This is a genomic window from Pseudomonas sp. W15Feb34 (assembly GCF_023127765.1).
Taxonomy (GTDB): Bacteria; Pseudomonadota; Gammaproteobacteria; order Pseudomonadales; family Pseudomonadaceae; genus Aquipseudomonas; species Aquipseudomonas synxantha_A.
Window position 1 is genome coordinate 37,152 of record NZ_SPKN01000024.1, and the last position, 26,117, is coordinate 63,268.

General features: G+C 61.8%; 15 protein-coding genes and 1 pseudogene. 5 read left to right on the forward strand and 11 right to left on the reverse strand.

What is annotated here, in order from left to right; translation table 11 throughout:
- Nucleotides 1-264: 264 nt before the first annotated feature.
- Nucleotides 265-612, forward strand: a pseudogene (locus tag E4O97_RS10725) (isochorismatase family protein); the annotation flags it as partial.
- Here E4O97_RS10725 and E4O97_RS10730 read toward each other — a convergent pair.
- Genes E4O97_RS10730 through E4O97_RS10760 form a run of 7 tightly spaced genes read right to left on the reverse strand, consistent with a single transcriptional unit; the run spans nucleotide 557 to nucleotide 6,996 of the window.
- On the reverse strand, nucleotides 557-1,588 hold the full coding sequence (locus E4O97_RS10730) for an ABC transporter substrate-binding protein (protein ID WP_248161351.1): 1,032 nt from the start codon (nucleotides 1,586-1,588) through the stop codon (nucleotides 557-559). The pseudogene E4O97_RS10725 and the gene E4O97_RS10730 sit on opposite strands and share 56 nt — an antisense overlap.
- Before the next feature lie 14 nt (nucleotides 1,589-1,602).
- Nucleotides 1,603-2,700 carry an FAD-dependent oxidoreductase gene (locus E4O97_RS10735; RefSeq protein ID WP_032876339.1) on the reverse strand — a complete coding sequence of 366 codons (1,098 nt, stop codon included), beginning with the start codon at nucleotides 2,698-2,700 and terminating at the stop codon, nucleotides 1,603-1,605.
- Nucleotides 2,697-4,040, reverse strand: a complete 1,344-nt coding sequence (locus E4O97_RS10740; protein ID WP_032876337.1) for an NAD(P)/FAD-dependent oxidoreductase — start codon at nucleotides 4,038-4,040, stop codon at nucleotides 2,697-2,699. Before E4O97_RS10740 ends, E4O97_RS10735 begins: the two co-directional genes overlap by 4 nt.
- Nucleotides 4,037-4,327 carry a (2Fe-2S)-binding protein gene (locus E4O97_RS10745; RefSeq protein WP_005787618.1) on the reverse strand — a complete coding sequence of 97 codons (291 nt, stop codon included), beginning with the start codon at nucleotides 4,325-4,327 and terminating at the stop codon, nucleotides 4,037-4,039. The genes E4O97_RS10740 and E4O97_RS10745 overlap by 4 nt, the downstream gene beginning before the upstream one ends.
- Nucleotides 4,327-5,121, reverse strand: coding sequence for an ABC transporter permease (locus E4O97_RS10750; protein ID WP_005787620.1), 795 nt, complete (start codon nucleotides 5,119-5,121; stop codon nucleotides 4,327-4,329). The genes E4O97_RS10745 and E4O97_RS10750 overlap by 1 nt, the downstream gene beginning before the upstream one ends.
- A gap of 4 nt (nucleotides 5,122-5,125) precedes the next feature.
- On the reverse strand, nucleotides 5,126-5,971 hold the full coding sequence (locus E4O97_RS10755) for an ABC transporter permease (protein ID WP_248161352.1): 846 nt from the start codon (nucleotides 5,969-5,971) through the stop codon (nucleotides 5,126-5,128).
- On the reverse strand, nucleotides 5,968-6,996 hold the full coding sequence (locus E4O97_RS10760; RefSeq protein WP_032876332.1) for an ABC transporter ATP-binding protein: 1,029 nt from the start codon (nucleotides 6,994-6,996) through the stop codon (nucleotides 5,968-5,970). The genes E4O97_RS10755 and E4O97_RS10760 overlap by 4 nt, the downstream gene beginning before the upstream one ends.
- 225 nt (nucleotides 6,997-7,221) lie before the next feature.
- Between E4O97_RS10760 and E4O97_RS10765 the strand changes: the two genes are divergently transcribed.
- Together E4O97_RS10765 and E4O97_RS10770 are read left to right on the forward strand one after the other, a co-directional pair.
- Nucleotides 7,222-8,070 (forward strand): IclR family transcriptional regulator, encoded by an 849-nt coding sequence (locus E4O97_RS10765; RefSeq protein WP_032876330.1) that lies wholly within the window; start codon nucleotides 7,222-7,224, stop codon nucleotides 8,068-8,070.
- 84 nt (nucleotides 8,071-8,154) lie between these two features.
- Entirely contained in the window at nucleotides 8,155-9,510 is a 1,356-nt protein-coding gene (locus E4O97_RS10770; RefSeq protein ID WP_078821098.1) for an MATE family efflux transporter, read from the forward strand.
- Here the strand turns inward: E4O97_RS10770 and E4O97_RS10775 are convergent.
- The gene (locus E4O97_RS10775) at nucleotides 9,494-10,081 is read right to left on the reverse strand and encodes a TetR/AcrR family transcriptional regulator (RefSeq protein WP_032876325.1); all 588 of its coding nucleotides are present in this window, start codon (nucleotides 10,079-10,081) and stop codon (nucleotides 9,494-9,496) included. The two genes, E4O97_RS10770 and E4O97_RS10775, sit on opposite strands and share 17 nt — an antisense overlap.
- Before the next feature lie 131 nt (nucleotides 10,082-10,212).
- Between E4O97_RS10775 and E4O97_RS10780 the strand changes: the two genes are divergently transcribed.
- On the forward strand, nucleotides 10,213-11,385 hold the full coding sequence (locus tag E4O97_RS10780) for an MFS transporter (RefSeq protein WP_032876322.1): 1,173 nt from the start codon (nucleotides 10,213-10,215) through the stop codon (nucleotides 11,383-11,385).
- 12 nt (nucleotides 11,386-11,397) lie between these two features.
- Here the strand turns inward: E4O97_RS10780 and E4O97_RS10785 are convergent, their stop codons facing one another.
- The 3 genes from E4O97_RS10785 to E4O97_RS10795 all read right to left on the reverse strand — a co-directional run bounded on the left by E4O97_RS10785 (nucleotide 11,398) and on the right by E4O97_RS10795 (nucleotide 13,237).
- Nucleotides 11,398-12,402, reverse strand: a complete 1,005-nt coding sequence (locus E4O97_RS10785) for a family 2 encapsulin nanocompartment cargo protein terpene cyclase (protein WP_248161354.1) — start codon at nucleotides 12,400-12,402, stop codon at nucleotides 11,398-11,400.
- Nucleotides 12,403-12,629: 227 nt separating this feature from the next.
- Nucleotides 12,630-12,989, reverse strand: a complete 360-nt coding sequence (locus tag E4O97_RS10790) for a type II toxin-antitoxin system HicB family antitoxin (protein ID WP_103735389.1) — start codon at nucleotides 12,987-12,989, stop codon at nucleotides 12,630-12,632.
- Nucleotides 12,986-13,237, reverse strand: a complete 252-nt coding sequence (locus tag E4O97_RS10795) for a type II toxin-antitoxin system HicA family toxin (protein WP_032876316.1) — start codon at nucleotides 13,235-13,237, stop codon at nucleotides 12,986-12,988. Before E4O97_RS10795 ends, E4O97_RS10790 begins: the two co-directional genes overlap by 4 nt.
- Before the next feature lie 210 nt (nucleotides 13,238-13,447).
- On the opposite strand from E4O97_RS10795, the gene E4O97_RS10800 reads away from it, so the two are divergent.
- The coding region (locus E4O97_RS10800) for a non-ribosomal peptide synthase/polyketide synthase (RefSeq protein ID WP_248161355.1) at nucleotides 13,448-26,117 on the forward strand (12,670 nt) is incomplete at its 3' end.

Here is a 26,117-nt window from a genome sequence, read left to right on the forward strand (position 1 = left end):
CTTAGCTGCAGAGCCTCGCTCATTATTCACTTGACCTGCTTTAATTCAGCGGAGTAGGCCGCCCGCGCAACTCGAACCCATGACCTGCCTCAACGGCTGTTGGAACCGTGATCTGTTTCCTACAGTTTAAGGTTAGAGGATTTGTCAATCTAAGTGGAGGTTCGGGCCATGTGTCAACAGCTTTGGTGTCAACCACTTCGATTGATAATCACTAAAAGTCCAATAAAATCAAGACTATGAGTCTTGTCAACCTGTGAGGGTGCATTTGGTGCCTGCTACCACGACCTGCATGACAAACTGTCCACCGGCGTCATCGAGTACCTCTAGGCCCGAGGGGTGGTGCGTGTGATCGTCGGCGGCCTGGCTTTGGACTACTGCGTCAAGACCACTGCGTTGCAGTTGCTCAAGGCCGGATTGCAAGTGGTCCTGCACCTGCCGGCGTGCCGCAGCATCAGCGAGGAGGGGGGTGTACAGGCGGTCAATGAGTTGCTCAAGGCGGGTGCTGTCATCAGTAGCACCCGCGATGAACTGGCCGCGATTGCGCAGCGCTCAAGCCTCAACGCTCAATCGAGCGACTCCACCGCGCATTCCATTCCGGCCTCGCCTGGTTAACCTGGTCCCAGTCAATTGAAATCGCCGTCTGCAAGTAACCCTGCATGGCTTCCACCCGTGCCCGGGTCTTTTCGGTGGTGGGCGTCGTCGGGTTCGACGGGATCTGGTCGCCGTCCTCTAGCGCCGGCGCCTGGGCCTCGGCGGTCAGCAAGAACGCCGCGAGTTTCTGCGCCAGTTCCGGCTGGTCATTGCGGGCGATCACGCATTCGGCCACGTTGAGAACCACCGCGCCTTCCTTGGGCTGCGCATATTCCATGGGGATGCCCAACAGCTTCTGCGTGGCGACCTGGGTCGGCGTCAGGGGGAAGAGTGCGGCTTCGTCGGTTTGCACCATCTCGGAGATCTTCGCGGAGCTGGCGATGTATTCCAGTACGTTGGGGCCGACGCTCGTAGGCCAGGCTTTGAAGCCCGGTTCTACATTGGTTTCATCGCCACCCTGGATGCGGTTGAACATCAGGAAACCGTGCAGGCCAAAGGTGGAGGAGGCCAGGGACTGGAACACCACTTTGTCCTTGAAACGCGGGTCGGCCAGGTCCATCCACGAGGTGGGTGCGGACCAGCCCTTGTCCTTGAACATCTTGGCGTTGTAACCCAGGCCGGTGACGCCCAGTGTTACGGCCACGGCTTCGTCCTTGATTCTGGCCTTGGCCGGGATCTGCTCCAGGGTCGGGCTTGGCGCGAGCTTGTCGCACAGGCCCATGGAGATCGCGCGGTACATGAAGCCGTCGTCGAGGAACATGACGTGCATCTGCGGGTTGGCCTTGTTGGCCTGGACCTTGGCAAGGATGTCCGAGGAGGTGCCGGGTACGATCACCACCTTGACGTTGTTGGCTTTCTCGAAGGCGGGCAGCACCTTGTCGGCGTACACCCGTTCCATGGTACCGCCGTTCATGCCCAGATACAGCGTGGGGGCGGCATGGGCGGTGCCGGTGAGCAAGGCGAGGGACAAGCAGGATAAAGCGATGCGTGAGTGCATGGATGTTTTTCCTCTCAGGCTTGGAAACGACGGATGGAAAACGCTTCGATGGGTTGGCGGCTGGCCCCTGCGCAGACAATCTCTGCCAGGGCTTCGCCGACTGCGGGGCCGAGCTGGAACCCGGCGCCGGCGAAGCCGAAACCGTGGAGCAGGCCAGGTTGGGTGCTGCTGGGGCCGATCACCGGTTCGTGATCGGGCAAGTAACCTTCGGTGCCGCTCCAGGTCCGGATCGCCTGGGCACCCTTGAGAAATGGATAGAGTTCGCTGGCATTGCGCAGAATTTCCAGCAGCGCGGCCTGACCTGGCCTGGCTTGCTGTGGGCCGAGGGCAAAGCCGCGACCGCCGCCGAGGATGCAGTTGCCCCTGGCGACTTGCCGCGCATAGATCCCTCCGCCCTCGACACCGGTACTGACAGTCATCACCACCGGCAGTGGTTCGGTGACCAGCATCGCCGGGTGCGCCGAGGTAATCGGTACCGGCTCGTCAAACTGTGCAGCGACACTGCCGGCCCAGGCACCGGCGCAGTTGAGCAGCCAGGGGGCTTGCAGATGCAAGCCATTGGCACAGTGCACCTGGAACTGTTGGCTGTTGTACTCGATGCCGATCACTTCGGCTTGCTCGTACACCTCGGCGCCGTGGCGTAGGGCGGCACGGGCGAAGGCAGGGGCCACTAGTCGCGGGTTGGCATGTCCGTCTTCCGGGCACAAGGAGGCACCCACTGCCACGTCGCCCACCCAGGGGAAACGCCCGCGCAACTCAGTGCGATCCAACAGCTGCAAGCCCAGGTCGAAGCCACGGGTTTGTTCGGCATACGCATGCAACGCAGCAAAATCTGCCGGGCTGCGCGCCAGCTTCAAATGCCCGCAGCGCACGTACTCGCCACTAATGCCAATCAAGCCTGGCAAGTCGGCCCACAGTTGATGGGCACGCTGGGACAACGGTAACTGATGCAAGGGCCGGCCCTGGCGGCGCACGCCGCCATAATTGACGCCGCTGGAGTGCGAGCCACAAAAATCCCGTTCCACCAGCGCCACCCGCTGGCCTTTTCGCGCGAGTGTCAAAGCTGCCGAAGCGCCGACGATCCCGCCGCCCAGGACGATGACGTCGATCATGGTTGCCCCTCCACGCCAAACGGCAGCGGCTTGATCGGCGCTTGGCCTCGCAGGCGTCCGACTTGTTCGATGCCACGCCCGCTGCGCTGGGCGACAATTTCCGCCGTCGCCAACCCGCACATCCGTCCCTGGCAGCGGCCCATGCCAATGCGGCAATGGGCTTTGACCCGATTTATTTCCCAGTGACCCTCATCCACTACTGCCCGCACTTCACCGACGCTGACCTCTTCGCAGCGGCACAGAATCAGTTCGTCGGGGGCTTGCACAGCCCATTGTTCGGGGAAAGGGAACGCGGTTTCCAGGCCCTGACGAAAGCCCTGGATCCTCGCCAACTGCTTCTGCAGCGTATCCTGGCGGTGCTGATCGACCGTAATGCCGGCATCCTCCAGCAGCGCCAACGCCGCACATTCGCCAGCCATCTGCGCCGCATCCGCGCCCATGATCCCTGCGCCATCGCCAGCCAGATACACCGCCTCGACGCTGCTGCGCCCAGCGCAGTCCCGCTGCGGCAACCAGGCGCGGTTGAGATTATTCCAGGCAAAGTCACAGCCGAGTAAATCCGCTAGTTGCGTTTCGCTGCGCAGGGCATGCGCGAAGGCCACCGCATCGCATTCCAGCGTCTGTTCGCCCCAGCGAATGCCGTGGACCCGTTGCTCTCCATCGATCTGCGACAGTGTTGCGCCCTGATGCACGGCAATCCCATGGGTCGTCAGCCAAGCACGGTAATACAAACCCTTTGCCAGGGTCGCCGGTTGCCTGAGCAGCGCCGGTAATGCGCGACATTGGGCACTGAACGGCGCACTGTCGAGCACGGCCAACACCTTGGCGCCCGCCTGGGCATATTGATAAGCGACGAGATAGAGCAGTGGTCCGGAACCACAAAACACTACGCGTTCGCCAATTGCGCAGCCCTGGTACTTCAAGGCGATTTGCGCCGCGCCCAGGCTGTAGACGCCCGGCAAGGTCCAGCCCGGCACCGGCAGGATGCGGTCGGTGGCGCCGGTGGCGACAATGATGCGCGAATACTCAACGCTGTCGATGCGACCGCTGGTGAGCAGGTCGAGACGGTTGTCCTCGGCGTTCCATACCAGGGTTTGCGGCCGGTAGTCGATCAACGGCGCAAGCTCGTCCATGATGCGATGCACGGTCTGCGCCTTGCTCGCTTCAAAGCCGTAGAGTTGTTTGGCCGAGCGCTGGAAGTTTGCCGGTTGGCGCCGATATATCTGCCCGCCGCCGCGCAGGTTCTCATCGATCAAGCAGGGTTTTATGCCGTGATCGAGCAGCGTACGTGCGGCAGCGATGCCCGCTGGGCCTGCGCCTACAATTGCCACGGGCTTCATGGCTGCCGTCCTGGATCGCGGCTGATCGCGTGACCTTCTTCGAGCAACGTCGAGCAGGCCCGTACGCGTCGCCCATCGGCAAGCCGTACCCAACAATCCTGGCACGCACCCATCAGGCAAAAACCGGCGCGGCGTTCGGCGCTGAAATCGCTGCCGCGCAGATGGTCGGCGCAGGTCAGCATGGCAGTCAGCAAGGTATCGCCGAGCAGCCCGGTGGCCGGCTGCCCATCAAGGGTGAACGCCAGGGCTGGGCGCTGGGTTTCGGTCAGCCGCTTGAACAGCGCCATCAATGTTTCCCCACCAGTACACGGTCCAGGCCGTAGACCCGATCGAGCAGAATCATGGTCGCTGCGGTGAGTGCGATCACCAGCGCCGATACCGCCGCCATCATTGGATCGATGGACTCAGTGGCATACACGTACATGCGCACCGGCAGGGTTTGTGTGGCAGGTGAACTGACGAAGATTGACAGGGTCACCTCATCGAAACTGTTGATGAACGCCAGCAACCAACCACCGGCCACCCCAGGCAAAATCATCGGCAAGGTGATTTGCCGGAACAACGTAAAGCGCCCGGCTCCGAGGGATTCGGCGGCCTGCTCGGCACTGCGATCAATCCCGATCGCTGCCGCCAGCACCAGGCGCAGTACATAGGGAGTGATGATCACCACGTGCGCCAGCATCAGCCAGGTAAAGCTGCCATTAACACCCATCAACGCAAACAGGCGCAGCATCGCCACGCCCAGCACCAGGTGCGGGATGATGATCGGCGACAGAAACAGTGCACTGAAAAAGTTGCGCCCGGGGAACGTATAGCGACTGATCGCCAAAGCCGCCGGTACCGCGATCAAGGTCGCCAGGGACGCGGCGGTAAACGCCAGGATCAGGCTGTTATAGAAGGCCTGGATGAAGTCGGCGCGTTCGAATACGGCGCGAAACCAGCGCAGGGAAAAGCCCGATGTCGGCAGGCTCAAGGTGTTTTCCGGGGTGAACGCCACCAGGCACACCACCACCAGCGGCGCCATCATGAACAGCACCACCAAACCATGGAAACCGAGGGCCAAAGGACCGTTTCTGGACATGCGCTTAAACCCCCAGGGACTTTTTATAGCGGCCTTCGACCATTCGGTTCCAGCTCAGCATGATCAGTAGATTGACCAACAGCAGCACCACCGCGATAGTCGCGCCCATGGGCCAGTTGAGTTCCGAGAGGTATTGGTCATACACCACAGTGGCGACCATTTTCAGACGCCGCCCGCCCAGCAACCCTGGGATTGCGAACGAACTGGCGGCCAGGCCGAACACGATCAAGGTGCCGGACAGCACGCCGGGCATCACTTGCGGCAACACGATCTTGCGCATCACCGTGGCCTGGCTTGCGCCCAGAGAAAGCGCCGCTTGTTCCGCCGAGGGGTCGAGCTTTTGCAGGGAGGTCCATACCGGGATGATCATGAACGGCAGCATCACGTGCACCAGCGCGATGATCACGGCGAACGGCGTATACAGCAGCTTCACCGGGCGCCCGCCGATGGCCTGGATCACTTGGTTGACCAGGCCATCGGCGCCTAGCAGCAAGCTCCAGCCAAACGCGCGTACCACCACGGAAATCAGAAGCGGTGTGAGGATCAGGATCAGGAAGACCGACCGCCACGGCGTACCCATGCGGCTGAGGATGTACGCCTCCGGTACACCGATCAGCACGCACAGCAACGTTACCAGCGCACTGATCCAGAAGGTGCGCCAGAAGATCTCGTAGAAATAGGCATCGCTCAACAATGCCAGGTAGTGGGCCAGGGTCCACTGATCGGCCTTTACACCCACCTGGTAATCGAACACGTTGAAGGACAGTACCAGCGTCAAGGCCAATGGCAAGATCAGTAACCCGCCAAACAGCACCAATGCCGGTAACGAGAGCAGGTAGCCGCGACTCATGGGTGCACCTCATCGGCCGCCAGTACCCGCAGCAAATCCGCTTGCCATTGCAGGCCCACTGCCGCGCCGTTGCAAAGCGGTGCGCTGCCATCGTTGCCGCGCACCACGGTAATTTCGCCAAGGGGGGTATGGATGCGATACAGCCATTGGCTGCCGAAAAAGTAGCGGTCGAGCACCTGGCCTTGCACGCGGCCTGAACCTGCTTGTACCAATTGGATCTTTTCCGGACGCAGGCTCAGGGTCAGTTGGCCAGCGCCGCCCTGGTGACGCACTTGGGGGACACCGAGCGCGTCGTAGTCGCCGGCCAGCAGGTTGGCCTTGCCGACAAAGTCAGAGATGAAGCGCGTGCGCGGATGTTCATAGAGTTTGTACGGCGCGTCGATCTGGGTCACGCGCCCGGCCTGCATCACGACCACGCGATCGCTGATGGAGAGCGCTTCGCCCTGGTCATGGGTGACCATTAAGGTGGTGATGCCCACCGCACATTGAATGCGGCGGATCTCGAACTGCATCTCTTCACGCAGGTTGGCGTCAAGGTTGGACAACGGTTCATCCAACAGCAGAACCGGTGGCTCGATCACCAATGCACGGGCCAGCGCGACGCGTTGGCGTTGGCCGCCGGAGAGTTCCCGAGGGTAGCGTTCGGCATGGGGGGCCAGACGCACCAGTTCGAGTACGGTCTTGACAAGGCTTGCGATCTCGGCGGCCGGTACCTTGCGCATCTTCAAGCCGAAGGCGACGTTGTCGCGCACGCTCATATGGGGAAACAGCGCATAACTTTGGAACACCACGCCCAGGCCACGACTGGCAGGCTTGGCGCGGGTGATGTCGCGACCATCGAGCAGGATCTGGCCGCTGCTCACCTCGACAAAGCCGGCGATCATTTGCAGGGTGGTGGTCTTGCCGCAGCCCGAAGGACCAAGCAGGGAAACGAATTCACCTTTTTCCACCGCGAGGTCGGTGGCAACTACTGCATCAACGGCGCCGTAGCGTTTACTCAAGGCGTTGAGTTGGAGAAATGCCATGTCTGCGTTCCACCTTTTATTCCGCCGCGCCGAAGCGCGTTTTTTTGTTTTGGGCAGATGCGAAAAGAGTGTTGCCGGTGCGTTGACGCTCGATCTTGAGTCGGCTGCCAGTTGTTGTTCGTTTCGCCCCTGTGGACGCAGATTAGAGCGAAGACTAGGATGGGCGGAAGATGGAATTTCATTCAGCGGACTACTATTTTAAGATTTATTCACTGAGCAGAATTTATGTTGATATCGAGTGATACAGATTCCATTCAGCGGAATAGCAGCGGCAAGGAAGTCGGTGCTGGTGGCGTATCCCGCGTGTTTGCCTTACTACGCGCTCTGGGTGAAGTGCCCGAGGGAGGCGAACGTGTCACCCAGCTCGCCCACCGAGTTGGCCTCTCCCAGCCCACCACTCACCGCTTGCTACGCAGCCTGATGGATGAAGGCATGGTCGAGCAGGATGCGCGCAGTAAACGCTATCGCCTGAGCCTGGAGTTCTTTGCGTTGGCGGCCAATGCCGGCAAGACTGGCAACCTGCGCGATCTGGTGCGCCCAAGCCTGTTGCGCCTGAGTGCATCGTTGGGAGATTCGCTGTTCCTGCTGGCTCGCAGCGGCTTCGACGCCATTTGCCTGGACCGCAGCGAAGGCCCGTACCCGATTCGTACCTTCACCGGTGATATCGGAGGGCGCGTAGCCCTGGGGGTAGGGCAGGGCAGCCTGGCAATTCTGGCCTTTCTGCCGCAGGAAGAGCGCGAGACGGTCATCCGCTACAACCTGCCACGGCTCAAGGATTTTCATTTGTATGACGAAGTGCTGCTGCGCTCCGAAGTTGAGAACGTTCGCAATTTGGGCTACGCGGCACGCAACACCGGGGTGCTGGAAGGTATGGCGGGGTTGGCAGTGCCGATCCTCAACCGCGAGGGGCATGCGGTCGCAGCGTTGAGTGTGGCGACCATCAGTGACCGCCTGGGGCCAAGCCGATTGCCGATGGTGGTGGAGTTGCTCAAGCGCGAAGCTGCAGCAATCGGGCCACGCATCAACCCGTTCGACCCTACGTTGCGCAGGCCGTCGCAGACGTTTGGTGGATGAGTGATCTTTGCTAAAACGCATTAGCATTGGATCCACTTACGGTATAACCCTGCGACGCTTTCGTTATTCGAGGTCCCATTTTTCATGCTGACCCCTTTGCAACGCCCGCTGTGGCAGATCTATCTGATCTTTCTGGCACCGATGGTGCTGTCCAATTTTCTGCAAAGCTTTTCCGGCACCCTCAACGGTATCTATGTCGGGCAAATGCTCGGCACCCAGGCTTTAGCGGCGGTGTCGGGGATGTTCCCCATCGTGTTTTTCTTTATCGCCCTGGTGATCGGCCTGGGGGCGGGCGCCTCAGTGTTGATCGGCCAGGCGTGGGGTGCCCAGGAGACGGGGCTGGTCAAGGTGATTACCGGCGCCACCCTGACGTTGGGCGCCCTGGTGGGCCTGATTGCCGCGGTGCTGGGCAGCCTGTTTGCGCGCCCGGCCTTGCAGGCATTGGGTACGCCGCTGGATGTGCTCGACGATGCGGTGGGCTATGCCCAGATGATGATGTTGATCATGCCGCTGTTGCTGGTGTTCATCCTCTATACCCAGTTGCTGCGTGGGGTGAGCGACACGATTTCGCCGTTGCTGGCGTTAATGGTTTCGACCCTGGTGGGCTTGCTGCTGACGCCAGCGCTGATTCGCGGCTGGATCGGCCTGCCGCCCCTTGGCATCCAGAGTGCGGTTTACGCAGGTTTGGTGGCTAACGCCTTGGCGATGCTGTTCCTGGTCCTGCGCCTGCGGCATAAAAACCATGTGATGGCACCGGATCGCGAGCTGCTCGCGGCTTTACGCCTTGACCGCGTCATCCTCGGTAAAGTGCTGCGCATCGGCCTGCCGACAGGCTTGCAGATGGTGGTGTTGTCGTTGTCGGAATTGGTCATCCTGGCCCTGGTCAATAGCCACGGCTCCCAGGCCACGGCGGCTTATGGCGCGGTGACGCAGATCGTCAACTACGTCCAGTTCCCGGCGCTGTCGATTGCCATCACCGCCTCGATCCTCGGTGCCCAGGCGATCGGCGCCGGGCGCCTGGAGCGCATCGGGCCGATCCTGCGCACGGGGTTGGTGATCAACCTGTGCCTGACCGGGGGCCTGATTGTGCTCGGTTATGGGTTGTCGCACTGGTTGCTGGGGCTGTTCATCACTGACGACAGCGCCCGGATCAGAGCCGAACACCTGCTGCACATCATGCTCTGGAGCATCCTGGTGTTCGGCTTCCAGGCGGTGATCGGCGGCATCATGCGCGCCAGCGGCGTGGTGCTGATGCCGGTGGCAATCTCGATTTTCTGCGTGCTTTGCGTGGAGCTGCCGATGGCTTATCTGTTCAACGCACACTTCGGGCTGGAGGGGGTGTGGATGGCGTTCCCGGTGACCTACCTGGCAATGCTGGTATTGCAGACCGCGTATTACCGGCTGGTATGGCGGCATAAGCAGATCAAGCGGTTGGTTTGAGGCTGAGCCCGCGCAGTAACACCTCCAGGCCCTGCAAGCCTTCCTCCAGCCGCGCGCTCGGGTGTGCATCTCGGGCGATCCACAACGCCGTGTTGACCAGGCTGCCGTTGATCAACTGCGCCAGTGCCTGGCTGGGTGCCGGCTCCACCCATCCGGCTTGCATCAGGGCCTCCAAGAGTTGGCGCAACGACTCAACGCAGTGGTGTTGTGAGCCGGTATCCCCCAGCACCGCTGGCGCATCCTGCAACACAATGCGCTGGATTTCCGGATCCTGGGCCATGCGCAGATAAGCTCGGCAGCGTTCGCAAAACCCGCTCCAGGGCTCTATGGCCTGCGCGCTGATGCGTTGCAAGTGCTCGTCCATCTCGCTGTCGAGCTGGGCGACTACGGCTGCCAGCAAGCCTTTTTTGTCACCAAAGTGATGGTACAACGCACCGCGCGTCAGCCCGGCTTGAGCGGTAAAGTCATCCATCGAGGTATGGGCATAGCCTTGGGTGGCGAATGCCCGGCGCGCACTTGCGATCAGGCGGGCGCGAGTCTCTTCGATCATTTCGGCACGGGCTCGGCTCATGGAAGTCTCATTGGTTGGTGATTGACATACGGTGCGTATGCGAAGCATGATCCCTCACATACGCACCGTATGTATTCTGCCCGGATCGCTTCAGATAGCAAGGCCGCGGCTTGAGCAAGAGGTTACGCAGGATGGCAAACCCTTACGCCGAATTATTCCAGGTCCCAGGCGCCCGAGCCTTTGTGCTCGCAGGCATGTTGGCGCGCATGCCAATCTCGATGACCGGTATCGGCCTGATCACCATGCTCGCCCAAGTCCATGGCGGTTATGGGCTGGCGGGGTCGGTGGCGGCGGTGTTTGCCCTGGCCACGGCGTTTTGTGCGCCGCAAGTGTCGCGTTGGGTGGACCGCTACGGCCAGGGCAAGGTCCTGCCGATAGCCGCACTGATCGGCGGCGGGGCGCTATTGATGTTGTTGCTGTGTACGCGTTTGCAGGCACCAAGCTGGACGCTGTTCCTGTTTGCTGCGCTGGCCGGCTGCATGCCCAATATGTCCGCAATGGTGCGGGCGCGCTGGACCGAGTTGTACCGCGGCCAGCCCAGGCTGCAAACCGCGTTTGCTCTGGAGTCGGTGCTGGATGAGGTGTGCTTTATTATCGGCCCACCCATTTCTGTGGGCCTGAGCGTAGTGCTGTTCCCCGAAGCCGGCCCTTTGGTGGCGGCATTGTTGCTGGCGGTGGGCGTCACCACCTTTGTAATGCAGCGGCAAACCGAGCCACCCATACACGAGCACCACGGCGCGCATGGCCGCTGGCTGATCGCTTCCCCTGCGGTTTTGATTCTGATGACCTTGCTGCTGGCCATGGGCGTGATCGTCGGCGTGGTGGACGTGGTCAGTGTGGCGTTCGCCCAGCATCAGGGCCAGCCGGCGGCGGCGAGTATTGTGCTGTCGGTGTACGCCATCGGTTCGTGCCTGGCCGGGCTGGCTTTCGGTGCCCTCAAGCTCAAGGCGCCGTTGCCGCGTCAGTTCCTGTTCTGCGGTGTGGCCACGGCGTTGACTACCTTGCCCTTGTTGCTGGTGAGCAACATCCCCGGCCTGGCCGTCGCCATATTTATCTCCGGCCTGTTCTTTGCGCCCACCTTGATCGTGTCGATGGCCATGGTCGAGCAGATCGTTGCGCCCAGCCGTCTTACCGAAGGCATGACCTGGTTGATCACCGGGCTGAGCATCGGCGTTGCTATCGGCGCCGCCAGCTCTGGTTGGATGATCGATCATTTCGGCGCTGCCAGTGGGTTCCGGGTGGCGTTGGCGGCGGGGGCGGTGGTGTTGTTGGCCGCATGGTTGGGGTATCGGCGGTTGGGCTGAGTGCCGGCTTGTTCACACTTGATAGCGACCGCTGTGTCGATGCCACTCGTAATTGCCGCCCAGCCAGGCTTTTACCCCGCCGAGGAAGCGCTTGAGCGTGGGGGAGGCCTGTTTGAGCAGCCTTCTTTCCTTGGCTTCATATCTACGTATAAGCGTGTTGTGAAGATCGGCTGTCAACCACAAGGCTTGCTGTAATGAACAACCTTGTTCGTTTGCCAGCAGCAATGGCAGGTTGAAATCACCGATGCCAGGCTCTTGCTCTTTGGATGCGGAATACAAGTCATTGACGAGCATGGTCAAACTTGCAGCTAGGGCGATCACTTCGCGTACAGGCGCAGAAAAATAAGTATCGGCACCCAGTTCATAGCCGCCGACAATATCAATGAGGGCCATGCAAGGTAAAAAGCTGTTGACTTGACGATGTGCCAAATATTCCCAGACTTGAGGCAGGCTGTGTTCGATGCGCCATGAAGCTTCCGCATTCATGGTCACGAACATCGCAATGGTCTCCGACTGAACGCGAGCTTTCTGCGAGGGTGTCGCATAGCGATCCAGGTGGTTCATATATCCCCGCAATCCACGTAAAACCGGATCATCGTTGAGCGCACGTTTGAGCGCGAGGTCGTGGGGTGGAATCAGATATGCCCTGTCCAGGGCGGCCAGGGCCAGTGACAAGCGTGCGCCCAGGAGCTTGGGGTTGGCGCCACTTCGCTCATCATCACAATAGTGATCGTCTACCGCGAACAGCGCCGCCATGCATTTTGCAGACAGTAGCAAGCGTTGAACGTCGTCGGTGTCGGCGTGACACAGCATTACGAAACGCCCGAAGTTCGAGGCCCTTACGTGATCCAACTGCCCCTCGAAAATACCGATTCGATTGATCCACGCCATTAACAGCGCATTGATACGGTTGCCGAGCGCTTCGTCCAGTCGTATCGGTAATGGACATTCAAGCGCAGGTATTTCCAGGCCGGTTGAGTTTTTTTGTGGGGGAGGCGGCGGGCTGATGTCGTTCATAGCAAGACTCCGGGTGTCTATGCCATTGGACGTTACTGCGGACCAAGGATCAGGAAGGGCGTTGATTTCAATTTAGAAGTCCGGGTGGAAAAACACAATGGACCCTTTAGTTCTGATTGGAGTCAACGACCTCTAATGCCCGAATAAGACCATTTGGGATGACTCGCGTCGTCACTTCGCCACACGCATCGAACGAGCCCTGTGGCGATGTTGCCTGACTGGCCAATTCAAACCGCCGCTAGACCGTCGTCGTGCTGTTGCAGAAACTCATTCAGCGCTTGGCGCGTAAGGTCGTTCAACGTCACCTTTTTACGCATTGCGGCCAGAGCGGCTGCCAGATGCAGTTCATGCCCAACGCGTACGTTGAACGAGCCCTTGCATGGCTTCTCAGGTGATTGCCCCAGGGTCTGGCAGGTAGCCAGATAATCGTCCACGGCTTCGCGAAAGGCTGCGTCCAGTTCTGCGACGGTTTTGCCTTCGTAGCTCACTAATGCCTTGATGAATAAAATCTTGCCGAACAGGCAGTTGTCTTCGAGGCTGGCCTCGATAGAGCCGATGTAGCCTTTATGTTTGAGCTGGTTGTTCACTGAATCAGTTCTCCTGATTTCAATTGTTCGATGATCTGGCGCCGAATGTAATGTTTCAGTTCGTTGCCCGGGTGAGGCTTGTGCAACGTGATCATTGCACTGGGGTCGCCGATATCGAACTTGACGCGGCTTCCAGCCCCTTCAATCAGTGTGTATCCGAGTCGGCGTAACAGCGTGACGAGCTCGGGCCAGGTAAATGCCATGTGCTCATTGAGCAATTTGGCGAGCAGCTTTTCATTTTTGGACACGGCGTTCCTTGCGTGTAACTAAATGTAGTTGCAAAAAGTGGTGTTCGTCAATGCTAGCTCGGGGGCGTGTGCCTTTCCCGGAATTGATGTAACCCTTGATGACAGCTCGCTCGATGCCACCCATCCCCCCGCTAATTTTTCCCTTCCCGGTTCGTTTTATAGGGACGACGTGCCTTTGTGCTTCCCGCCTATTGCCCCGGATTCGAAGAAATGAATGCTGAAGACTCCTTGAAACTTGCTCGCCGGTTTATCGGGCTGCCCCTGGAAAAACGCCAACTGTTCCTGCAAGCCTTGCAGAAAGAGGGCGTGGATTTTTCCAGGTTTCCGATACCGGCAGGGGTGGAGGTTGAGGATCGCCAGGCGCTTTCCTACGCGCAGCAGCGCATGTGGTTTCTCTGGCAATTGGACCCGGCCAGTGGCGCCTACAATTTGCCTGGCGCGGTGCGCTTGACCGGCGCGCTGAGCCTGCCCGCGATGGAGCAGGCGTTCGCCAGCCTGGTGGCGCGTCACGAAACCCTGCGCACCGTGTTCCAGCGACAGGCCGACGAGCGCTTGGCGCAGGTGGCGGTAGAACCGGCGGTGAATGTCGAGCAGTTGGACGTCAGCGCCTTGCCAGACGCCGAGCGCGAGCAGGCCGTCAGCGACGCCGCTACCCGCCAGTCCCTGTTGCCGTTCGACCTGGAGCACGGCCCGCTGCTGCGTGTGCAACTGCTCAAACTCGCCGATCAAGAGCACGTGCTGCTGCTAACCCTGCATCACATCGTCTCTGATGGTTGGTCGATGAACGTACTGATCGACGAGTTCATTCGTTGCTATGACGCCCATGAGCGCAACGAAGAACCGCAATTGCCGGCGCTGCCGATCCAGTACAGCGACTATGCCCTGTGGCAACGGCGCTGGCTGGAAGCGGGGGAGCAGGCGCGCCAGTTGGAATACTGGCAGGCGCGCCTGGGCGACGAGCATCCGGTACTGGAACTGCCCACCGACCACCCACGCCCGGCGATGCCCAGCCATCAAGGCACGCGGTATAACTTCGCAATTGATCCGGCATTGGCGGTACAACTGCGCAGTTGCGCGCAAAAACACAACGTCACTTTGTTCATGCTGCTGCTGGGCGCGTTCAATGTGCTGCTGCATCGCTATACGGGCCAGGGTGATATCCGCGTCGGCGTGCCGATTGCCAATCGCAACCGCACTGAAGTCGAAGGGCTGATCGGTTTCTTCGTCAATACCCAGGTGTTGCGCACCGAACTGAGCGGGCAAACCCGCGTGACCGAGCTGTTGCAAGGCATCAAGGAACACGCCCTGGGTGCCCAGGCCCATCAGGAATTGCCCTTCGAGCGCCTGGTAGAAGCGCTGAAAATCGAGCGCAACCTGAGTCACACGCCGCTGTTCCAGGTGATGTACAACCACCAGCCGGTCGTCGCCGACATCGCTTCGGTCAGTACCGCGTCCGGCCTGGAGCTGGCCCTGGTGGAATGGCAAGGCCGCACCACGCAGTTCGACCTGACCCTGGACACCTATGAAAAATCCGGCACCCTGCACGCCGCGCTGACCTACGCCAATGACCTGTTTGACGCGCCGACCATCGACCGCATGGCCCAACACTGGATCAGCCTGTTGCAGGCGATGGTGTTGGATGGCGAACAGCGTATCGGCGAATTGTCGATGCTTGATGCCCAAGAACAGCACCGACTGGTTCACACCTGGAACCAGACTGCCGAGTCATACCCAACCGAACGCGCAATTCATCACCTGATCGAAGACCAGGTTCAGCGCACCCCGGATGCACCGGCACTGGTATTCGGTACAACCACCTTGACTTACGCCCAGCTCGACAGCCGGGCCAACCAGCTGGCCCACGCCTTGTGCGAGCAGGGCGTAGGCCCCGACGTGCTGGTGGGGATCTGTGTCGAGCGTTCCGTCGAAATGGTCATCGGCCTGCTGGCGATTCTCAAGGCCGGTGGCGCCTACGTGCCCCTCGACCCCGAGTATCCCCAGGAACGCCTGGCCTACATGATCGAAGACAGCGGCATTCGGTTGCTGCTCAGCCAGCAAAGCCTGCTGGCCGCGCTGCCCGCTGCCGGTATCCAGGTGATTGCCCTGGATCAGCCGGCGCTGTGGCTCGACGGCTACAGCCGCGAAGCGCCCGCCGTGGCGGTCAATGCCCTCAACCTCGCCTATGTGATCTACACCTCCGGCTCCACCGGCAAGCCCAAGGGCGCTGGCAACAGCCACCGTGCGTTGGTCAACCGTTTGAGTTGGATGCAGCAGGCGTACGGCCTGGATGCCGCGGATGCAGTGTTGCAGAAAACCCCGTTCAGCTTCGACGTGTCGGTGTGGGAATTCTTCTGGCCGCTGATGACCGGTGCGCGCCTGGTGGTTGCGGCGCCTGGGGAGCACCGTGAACCGGCGCGCCTGATCGAAACCATCGGCCGGTACGCCATCACCACGTTGCACTTCGTGCCGTCGATGTTGCAGGTGTTTATCCATGAGCCGGGCGTTCAAACGTGTGCGAGCCTCACGCGAATCGTGTGCAGTGGCGAAGCCTTGCCCCTGGATGCGCAACGGCAGGTGTTCGCCAGGCTGCCCGATGTGGCGCTGTACAACCTCTATGGCCCGACCGAAGCGGCCATTGACGTCACCCACTGGACCTGCATCGACGAAGGCGCCGACAGCGTACCCATCGGCCGCCCGATCGCCAACCTCGCCACCTATGTGCTCGACGCCCAACTCAACCCGGTGCCTGACGGTGTAGCTGGCGAGCTGTACCTGGGCGGTAGCGGCCTGGCGCGCAGTTATCATCGGCGCCCGGCGTTGACCGCCGAACGTTTTGTGCCAAGCCCGTTCGTGACGGGTGAGCGGCTGTATCGTACCGGTGACCGTGTGCGCCAGCGCGCCGATGGTGTGATCGAATACCTCGGCCGCCTCGATCACCAGGTCAAGTTGCGCGGCTTGCGTATCGAACTGGGCGAAATCGAAACCCGCCTGATGCAGCACCCGCAAGTGCGCGAAGCGGTGGTGTTGGTGCAAGGTGGCAAACAATTGGTCGCGTACCTGGTGTGTGAAGGCGAGGAGCCGACCGACCTCAAGGCCTGGCTGCTCGGCAGCCTGCCGGAATATATGGTGCCGACCCACTTCCTCACCCTGGCCAAGCTGCCGGTGACCGCCAACGGCAAGCTTGACCGCAAGGCATTGCCACTGCCGGATGCAGCGCTGCAACAGGCGTTTATCGCCCCACAAGGCGACCTGCAAACAGCCCTGGCGGCGATCTGGAGCGATGTGCTCGGCGTTGAACAGGTCGGCCAGGACGATAACTTCTTCGAGCTGGGTGGCGACTCGATCATTTCTATCCAGGTGGTCAGCCGCGCCCGCCGGGCCGGTATCCGACTCAGCCCCCGGGACCTGTTCCAGTACCAAAGCATCCGTAGCCTTTCGCGGGTGGCCAGCTTCGACCAAGTCAGCCTGATCGACCAGAGCCCGGTCAGTGGCGAGGTGATTCTGACCCCAGTGCAACAGCGCTTTTTCGCCCAGACGATCCCGGCACGTCATCACTGGAACCAGTCGTTGCTGCTGACCCCGCGAGAGGCGTTGCAGCCCGCGCAGCTGGAAGCGGCCTTGAACCAGCTGATCCAGCATCACGACGTCTTGCGCCTGCGTTTTGTGCAGCAGGCGGATGGCTGGCATCAGAGCCATGCGGCGCCCCTCGCCGAGCCGCTGCTGTGGCAGTCTCACGCCAACATCGACGCCGAGTTGGCAGCGCTGTGTGATGAAGCCCAGCGCAGCCTCGACCTCGAACAAGGCCCGCTGATACGCGCCGCATTGGTGAGCATGGCCGATGGCAGCCAACGCTTGCTGCTGGTGATCCACCACCTGGTCGTCGATGGTGTGTCCTGGCGCATCCTGCTCGAAGACCTGCAACAGGCTTACCGCGAACAGTCGCTGCCGGCGAAAACCAGCGCGTACCAGCATTGGGCGCAGCAACTTCACGACCACGCGCAAACCCTCGACGAACAACTGCCGTACTGGCAGGCGCAATCGGTCGACACCGATCTACCTTGCGACCACCCCGAGGGCGGCCTGCAAAACCGCCTGGGCACCAAACTGGAAACCCGCCTCGACGCCGAGCAGACCCGCCGGTTGCTGCAAGACGCACCGGCGGCCTATCGCACCCAGGTCAACGACCTGCTGCTGACGGCCCTGGCGCGGGTGATCAGCCGCTGGAGCGAACAACCCGCTGCGCTGATCCAGCTGGAAGGCCATGGCCGCGAAGACCTGTTCGACGACATCGATCTGAGCCGCACCGTCGGCTGGTTCACCAGCCTGTTCCCGGTGCGTCTGCACGCCGAAGGCGAGTTATCCGATGCGATCAAATCGGTCAAGGAGCAACTGCGCGCCGTGCCCGACAAGGGCCTGGGTTACGGTCTGCTGCGTTACCTGGGGTCGCCGCAGGCCCGCGAAAGCCTGGCGAACCTCGCCGCACCGCGCATTACGTTCAACTACCTGGGCCAGTTCGACCGTCAGTTCAATGAGTCGGCACTCTTCGTACCAGCCAGTGAAGGCAGCGGCCAAGCCCAGGATCCCGAGGCACCGCTGGCCAACTGGTTGACGGTGGAAGGGCAGGTGTATGGCGGTGAGTTGGCGCTGCAATGGGGCTTCAGTCGCGAGATGTTTGACGTGTCGAGCGTCCAGCGTCTGGCGGATGAATACACCGCTGAACTCAAGGCGTTGATCGAACATTGTTGTGCTGCTCCGGCAGGGCAGGTGACCCCGTCGGATTTTCCGTTGGCACGTCTTACTCAGCAGCAACTGGATGCATTGCCCGTGGCGGGGTCGGCCATTGCCGATCTTTACCCGCTGTCGCCGATGCAGCAGGGCATGTTGTTCCACACGTTGCTTGCGCCCGAGGCCCAGTCTTATATCAACCAGTTGCGCCTCGACATCGAAGGGCTCGACCTATTGGCCTTCGGGCGTGCCTGGCAGGCCGCGCTGGACCGCCATGACACCCTGCGCAGCAGCTTCCATTGGCTGGGCATGGACAGTGCTCACCAGTTGATCCAGCACCAGGCTGACCTGCAACTGCAAGTGATTGAAGACCCGTATGCCGACTTCGACGCCCTGGCCCAGGCTGAACGTGAGCGCGGTTTCGCACTGAATGCCGCGCCGCTGTTTCGCCTGACCCTGGTGCGCGGTGCGGGCGCGGCCTGGCACCTGATTTTTACCAGCCACCACATTCTCATGGATGGCTGGAGCAACGCGCAGTTGCTTGGCGAAGTCATTGCTCACTACGCAGGCCAGGCTGTGCCCGCACCACTGGGGCAATGGCGCGATTATTTGGGCTGGTTGCAACAGCAAGGCTCTGGAGAAGCGTTCTGGAAAGCCGCACTGGCAGCATTGCCGGCGCCGACCTTGCTGTCCCAGGCACTGCGCAAGCCGGTGGACGGGATCGGCATGGCGGACCATCACGTGACGCTGGACAGCGACGTTACCCGACGTCTCGGCGAGTTTGCGCGCCAGCACAAAGTGACCCTCAATACCGTGTTGCAAGGCGCCTGGAGCCTGCTGTTGCAGCGCTACACAGGCCAGGATTGCGTGGCCTTCGGCGCCACCGTGGCCGGGCGTTCTGCGCCACTGCCAGGGATCGAGCAGCAACTGGGCCTGTTCATCAATACCTTGCCGATCATCAGTGCAGCCTCGCCAGCCCAGTCGGTCGCAAGCTGGCTCGGCGAGTTGCAAGCGCTCAACCTCAGCCTGCGCGACCATGAGCATGTACCGCTCTACGATATCCAGGCTTGGGCCGGCCATCACGGCGCGCTGTTCGATACCTTGCTGGTGTTCGAAAACTTCCCGGTTGCCGAGGCGCTCAAGCAAGGCGCGCCGGCTGGCCTGACCTTCGGCCGCCTGCACAACCATGAACAAACGCACTACCCATTGACCCTGGGCATTGAGCTGGGGGCCAACCTGCGCCTGGAGTTCAGCTACGACCGTTCGCTGTTCAGCGAGCCGCAAGTCGCGCGCCTGAGCGCCAACCTGCAACACCTGCTGGCGCAATTGCTCGCAGATGCCCATGTACCCCTTGGTAACCTGCGCCTTCTCGACGCCACCGCACAGCAGAATATGCTCGCTCTCAGCCGGTCAGCTGCGGCTGCCCAGGGTAACGAGCGCGTGCATCAACGCATCGCTGCCCAAGCCCAGGCCACCCCAGACGCCATGGCTGTACTGGCCGGTGGCGAAGGCTTGACGTACGCCGAGCTAAACCAGCGGGCCAATCGTCTGGCCCATCGCCTATTGGAGCTTGGTGTCGGTCCCGGACAACGGGTGGGCCTGGCTTCGCGTCGTGGCCCACAGTTGATTGTCAGCCTGTTGGCGGTACTCAAAAGTGGCGCGGCCTACGTACCGCTGGACCCGAAATACCCCGTCGAGCGCCTGGCCTACATGCTCGCCGACAGCCGACTCAACCTGCTGCTCAGCGAAGTGGGCTTGCTCGTGGATCTGCCATTGCCCCAAGGACTGGCACGTGTGGATTTCACCGCCTGCGGTGACGAGCTGGCCGGCTACCCGACGACCAACGTGCCCAACCCTGCCGCCGCTGCTGATCTGGCATATGTGATCTACACCTCGGGCTCCACCGGTCAGCCCAAAGGTGTGGCCATCGATCATGCCGCCCTCGGTCAATTCTGCGACAGTGCCACGCTGTACAGCCGCTTGAGTGCCGAGGATCGCGTCTTGCAGTTTGCGACCTTCAGTTTCGACGGTTTTGTCGAGCAGTGCTTCCCGCCCTTGTGTGTGGGTGCAGCGTTGATCATGCGCAGTGATGAGCTGTGGGACGCCGGGCAACTGGCGCGGGAGATCGTCGAGCAAGGCGTAACCCTGGCCGACTTGCCGGCGGCCTACTGGTATCTGTTGGCGCAGGAATGTGCAGTGCACTGCCGCTCCCTGGGCAAGCTGCGCCAGGTGCATGTGGGCGGTGAAGCCATGGCGGTGGAGGGTGTACGTGCCTGGCATGCCGCAGGGCTTGGTCATGTGCGCCTGGTCAATACCTACGGGCCGACCGAAGCCACGGTGGTGTCCAGCGTGCATGACTGCCAGTTGACCGATGCCAACGACGCGTACGGCGTACCGATTGGGCAGGCGATTGCGGGGCGTGCGCTGTATGTGCTCGACAGCGGTTTCGAACTGCTGAGCACCGACGGTGTGGGCGAGTTATGCATCGGCGCCGAGGCGGGCTTGGCCCAGTGCTACTTCGATCGCCCGGCGCTCACTGCCGAGCGCTTCTTGCCGGACCCATTTTCCGCCACGCCCGGTGCGCGGCTTTATCGCAGTGGCGACCTGGCCCGGTACAACGCGGCGGGGGCGCTGGAATACGTGGGGCGTATCGACCATCAGGTGAAGATTCGCGGCCTTCGTATCGAAATGGGCGAGATCGAAGCCAGCCTGCAAGCCTTGCCCGACGTGCTTGAAGCGGCAGTGATTGCCCAGCCGAGCGCGATCGGCATGCAGTTGGTGGCGTATGTGGTACCCGCCGATGATCAGCAGTTGGAAGCGCAGGCACTGGCGACACGCTTGCGTCAGGCGTTACCGGATTACATGGTGCCGGGACATTGGGTGGTACTCGATGCCTTGCCGCTCAACAACAATGGCAAGCTCGACCGCCGGGCGCTGCCGGCACCGGATCTGAGCCAGGCGTGCGCCGTGTACGTGGCACCTCAGAGCCCTTTGCAGGTGCAGTTGGCAGCGATCTGGCAAGCGGTGCTGCACGTGGAGCGGGTTGGCCTGGACGACCACTTCTTCGAGCGCGGCGGTCACTCGTTGCTGGCGACTCAGGTGATCTCACGGGTGCGTCACGACCTCAAGCTGGACGTGCCGTTGCGGGCCCTGTTCGAACAGCCGACGCTGGCAGCCTTCGCGGCGGCTTGCGCAGGCTTGACGGCCGATACGGCGCCAGCGCTCCAAGCGCTTGGACGTGAGCAGCCGCTGGCGTTGTCCTTTGCTCAGGAGCGTCAATGGTTCCTGTGGCAATTGGACCCGGCCAGCGCGGCTTACCATGTACCGACTGCATTGCACGTGCGCGGTCAACTCGACAGTGCGGCACTTGCACGCGCCGTCCAGGCCCTGGTGCAGCGTCATGAACCGCTGCGCACTACGTTTGTGGAGGCGGGCGAGCACACCTTGCAAGTCGTCCACCCCAGTCTGACCGTGCCGATTGAGCAGCAAGCGATCGACGCCGATGCCATCGAGCACGCCGTCAGCGAAGAAATCCAGCGCCCGTTCGATCTGCTTGACGGCCCATTGATGCGCGTCAAGTTGCTGGTCGTCGCGCCTGAGCACCACGTGCTGGTCATCACCCAACACCACATCATCTCTGACGGCTGGTCGATGCAGGTCATGATCGACGAGTTGGTGGCGCTGTACCAAGGTGACGCGGACTTGCCGGCCTTGCCGATCCAGTACGCCGACTATGCCCGTTGGCAGCGTGATTGGATGGCGGCAGGGGAGCAACAACGCCAGCTCGATTACTGGTGCGCCCGTCTGGGTAACGACCATCCGCTGCTGGACTTGCCGCTGGACCATCCGCGCCCAGCGGTGCAGAGCTATCGCGGCGCACGCCGGCAGATCCATCTTGACCGCGTGATGCTGGCTGAGCTCAAAGCCTTGGCCGAACGCCAGGACGTGACCTTGTTCATGCTCCTGCTGGCCTCGTTCCAGACCTTGCTGCACCGCTACAGCGGCCAGTCGCAGGTTCGCGTCGGCGTGCCGATCGCCAACCGTAATCGTCTCGAAACCGAGCGGCTGATGGGCTTCTTCGTCAATACCCAAGTACTGCAGGCGCAGTTGCACGGGCAGATGCCTTTCGAGCAGTTGCTGGGCCAAGTCAAACGGCGCGCTTTGGAAGCCCAGGCCCATCAGGACCTGCCGTTCGAGCAACTTGTGCAGGTGTTGCAGCCGGAGCGCAGCCTGAGCCATAACCCGCTATTCCAGGTGATGTTCAATCATCAAAGCAGCCTGCGTTCGGGTTCAGTGCAACTGCCTGGCCTGGTGTTGCAGCCAATGGACTGGGCGGGTCACAGCACGCAGTTCGACCTGAACCTGGAAACCGAGGAATCGGCCGACGGCCTCTGGGCGTCCCTGACCTACGCCACCGACTTGTTTGACGCTGCAACCGTGGAACGTCTGGCCGAGCATTGGCAAAACCTGCTGCGCGCGGTCGTGCACGATGCCTCCCAGCCCCTGGATGAACTGGCGATGCTGAGCACGTCGCAATGGCAACAAATGGTGCACGACTGGAACCGCAGCGACACCCCATACCCACACGAACACTGCGTACACCAGCTGTTTGAGGCCCAGGCCGTGGCGCAACCCGACGCCATCGCGCTGCACTTCGACGAGGAGCGCCTGAGCTACGGTGAACTCAACCGCCGCGCCAATCGCCTGGCCCATCGTTTGATCGCCATGGGCGTCGGCCCGGACGTGCTGGTGGCAGTGCACGTGGAGCGCTCCCTGGACATGGTGGTCGGCTTGCTCGCGACTCTCAAGGCCGGTGGCGCCTATGTCCCGCTCGACCCGCAATTCCCGGCAGAGCGCCTGGCGTTCATGCTCGAAGACAGCCGCGCCCGGGTGCTGCTGACCCAGGCGCACCTGCAGGGGCGCCTGGTGCAGCCGCAAGGCGTGCAGGTCCTGATGGTCGAGGATGTCGGCACGCAGGCATATAACCCGCAGGTTGGCGTTACACCGCAAAATCTGGCCTACGTCATCTACACCTCCGGCTCCACCGGCAAGCCTAAAGGGGTGATGGTAGGCCACCAGGCGCTGTGCAGCTTTACCAACGGTATGGCGGGCACCCTGGATATAGACCGGCAGACGCGGCTGTTGTCGCTGACGACCTTCTCGTTCGATATCTTCGCCCTGGAGCTGTACGTGCCGCTGAGTATGGGTGGCACAGTGCTACTGAGCGCCCAGGATATGGCCCTGGACCCTGAGGCGATCCTCGAACTGGCCCAGCGTCAGGCCGCGAGTGTGCTGCAGGCCACGCCATCGAGCTGGCGCATGTTGCTCGATAGCCCGCGCGCCCATTTACTGCGTGGCATAACCTGCCTGTGCGGTGGTGAAGCGCTGCCAGCCGATTTGGCCCAGCGCCTGCTCGAGCTGCAAGGTCCCGTATGGAACCTCTATGGCCCGACGGAAACTACCATCTGGTCAGCGGCTCATCGTCTGCACCAAGCGCAGCCTTTCGTTGGACGGCCGATTGCCAATACCGGGTTGTTTATCCTCAATCCCGGCCTCACGCCATGCCCGCAAGGCGCGTCTGGCGAGCTGCTGATCGGCGGTGTCGGCCTGGCGCGCGGTTACCACAGGCAGCCGGCGCTGACTGCCGAACGCTTCGTGCCCAACCCGTTTGGGGCGCCGGGCGAACGCCTGTACCGCACCGGTGACCTGGCACGCTACCGGGCCGACGGCGTGGTGGAGTACATCGGGCGCGTCGACCATCAGGTCAAGGTCCGTGGCTTCCGGATCGAGCTGGGTGAAGTCGAAGCCTGCCTGCGTGAGCACGACGGTGTACGCGAAGCGGTGGTGCTGGCCGATAACGACCGCCTGATCGCCTATCTGGTCAGCTCCGCACCGCAGCCACAGCAGGTGTACAAAGCCGCGCTGCGCGAGCGCCTGCCGGATTACATGGTGCCTGCGCACTGGATGTTTCTCGATAGCCTGCCCTTGACCCCCAACGGCAAGCTCGACCGCAAGGCGCTGCCCAAGGCGGAGGTTGGCGATTCACTCAAAGGCCATATAGCACCGGCAACCCTGCGCGAGCAGCAGGTGGCGGCCATCTGGGCCGAAGTGCTGGAGGTGCCGCAGGTCGGCCTCGACGACCACTTCTTCGAGCTGGGTGGCCATTCATTGCTGGCTACGCGTGTGGTGTCGCGGGTTCGCCAGGCCCTGACACTGGAAGTTGCGCTCAAGACCTTGTTCGAACACCCGCTGCTGAGTGATTTCGTTCGGGCCTTGGGCGAGGAGTGCGCTACTGCGCCAGCGTTGCTCAAGGCCGACCGCACGCAGCCTTTGCCGCTGTCCTACGCTCAGGAGCGCCAATGGTTCCTCTGGCAACTGGACCCCACCAGCGCCGCGTACCACATCCCCAGCGCCTTGCGTTTGCAGGGGCCGCTGGACCTGAGTGCACTGCAACGCAGCTTCGACAGCCTGCTGGCGCGCCATGAAAGCTTGCGCACGCATTTTCAGCAACAGGCCACCGGTGCGTTGCAGGTCATTGAGGCCGTTGGCTGCGTCGATATCGACCGGGTCGATAGCGATTACGCTGGCCTCAAGGCGCGGGTCGCCGAAGTGGTCGCCCACCCGTTCGACCTGCTGCGCGGGCCACTGTTGCGGGTCAAGTTGCTGCGTCTGGCCGACGATGATCATGTGCTGGTGCTGGTGCAGCACCACATCGTCTCCGATGGTTGGTCGATGCAACTGATGGTTGAGGAGTTGGTGCAGTTGTATGCCGCCTTCAGCCAGGGTCAAACCCCAAGCCTGCCGATGCTGCCGATCCAGTACGCCGACTATGCCGTATGGCAACGCGACTGGATGGCCGCGGGCGAGCAGGCACGTCAACTGGCCTACTGGCGCGAGCATTTGGGCGGCGAGCAACCGGTGCTGGAATTGCCGTTCGATCACCCGCGCCCGGCACAGCCAAGCCATCGCGGCGCCCGCTTGGGCATCGAGTTGGCCCCCGAGCTGCTGGACGGCTTGCGCAGCCTGGCACGCAGCGCGGGTGTGACGCTGCCGATGGTGCTGCTGGCGTCTTACCAGGCCTTGTTGCATCGCTACAGCGGCCAGGAGGACGTGCGCGTCGGCGTGCCGATTGCCAACCGCAACCGTCTCGAAACCGAGGGTTTGATTGGCTTCTTCGTCAACACCCAAGTGCTCAAGGCCGATATTCATGGCCAGATGAGCGTGGAGCAATTGCTGCACCAGGTACGCCAGCGCTCTTTGGAGGCTCAGGCGCACCAGGACCTGCCCTTCGAGCAGTTGGTGCAGGCTTTGCAACCGGAGCGCAGCCTGAGCCTGAGCCCGTTGTTCCAAGTAGTGTTCAACCACCGTGTAAGCGGTGCCGACAGCCACCTGAGTCGCCTGACCGACCTGCACGTGGAGGTCCTGGATCTGGATGAGGGCGTGGCCCAGTTCGACCTGGCGCTGGATGTGGAAGAAAGCCCGACCGTGCTGCGCGCCTCCCTGAGTTACGCCACTGACCTGTTCGCTGTGGCGACCATCGAGCGCATGGCCGGGCATTGGCAGAACCTGTTGCGGGCAATGGTGGCCGACCAACAACAGGCTATCGGCCAATTGAAGCTGCTGGGCCAGGATGAGCAACAGCACATCCTTGAGCTGTGGAACCAGACCGACGCCGGTTTCTGCGCCGAGCGTCTTGTTCACGAGTTGGTAGCCGACCGTGCCCGGGAAACCCCGGATGCGGTGGCGGTTAAGTTCGATGCGCAAACCCTGAGTTACGCCGAACTGGATCGCCAGGCCAACCGTCTGGCTCATGCCCTGATTGCCCGTGGCGTCGGCCCGGAAGTGCGCGTGGCCATTGCCATGCCGCGCAGTGCCGAAATCATGGTGGCGTTCCTGGCGGTGATGAAAGCCGGTGGCGTGTATGTGCCGCTGGATATCGAGTACCCGCGTGATCGCTTGCTCTACATGATGCAGGACAGCCGTGCGCAACTGCTGCTGACCCATAGCCGTGCGTTGCAACAACTGCCGATCCCCGAGGGGCTCACCACCCTGGCGATTGATCGCAGCGAAGAATGGGCCGATTACCGTGATACGGCACCAGACGTGGCGCTGGATGGCGACAACCTCGCCTACGTGATCTACACCTCCGGTTCCA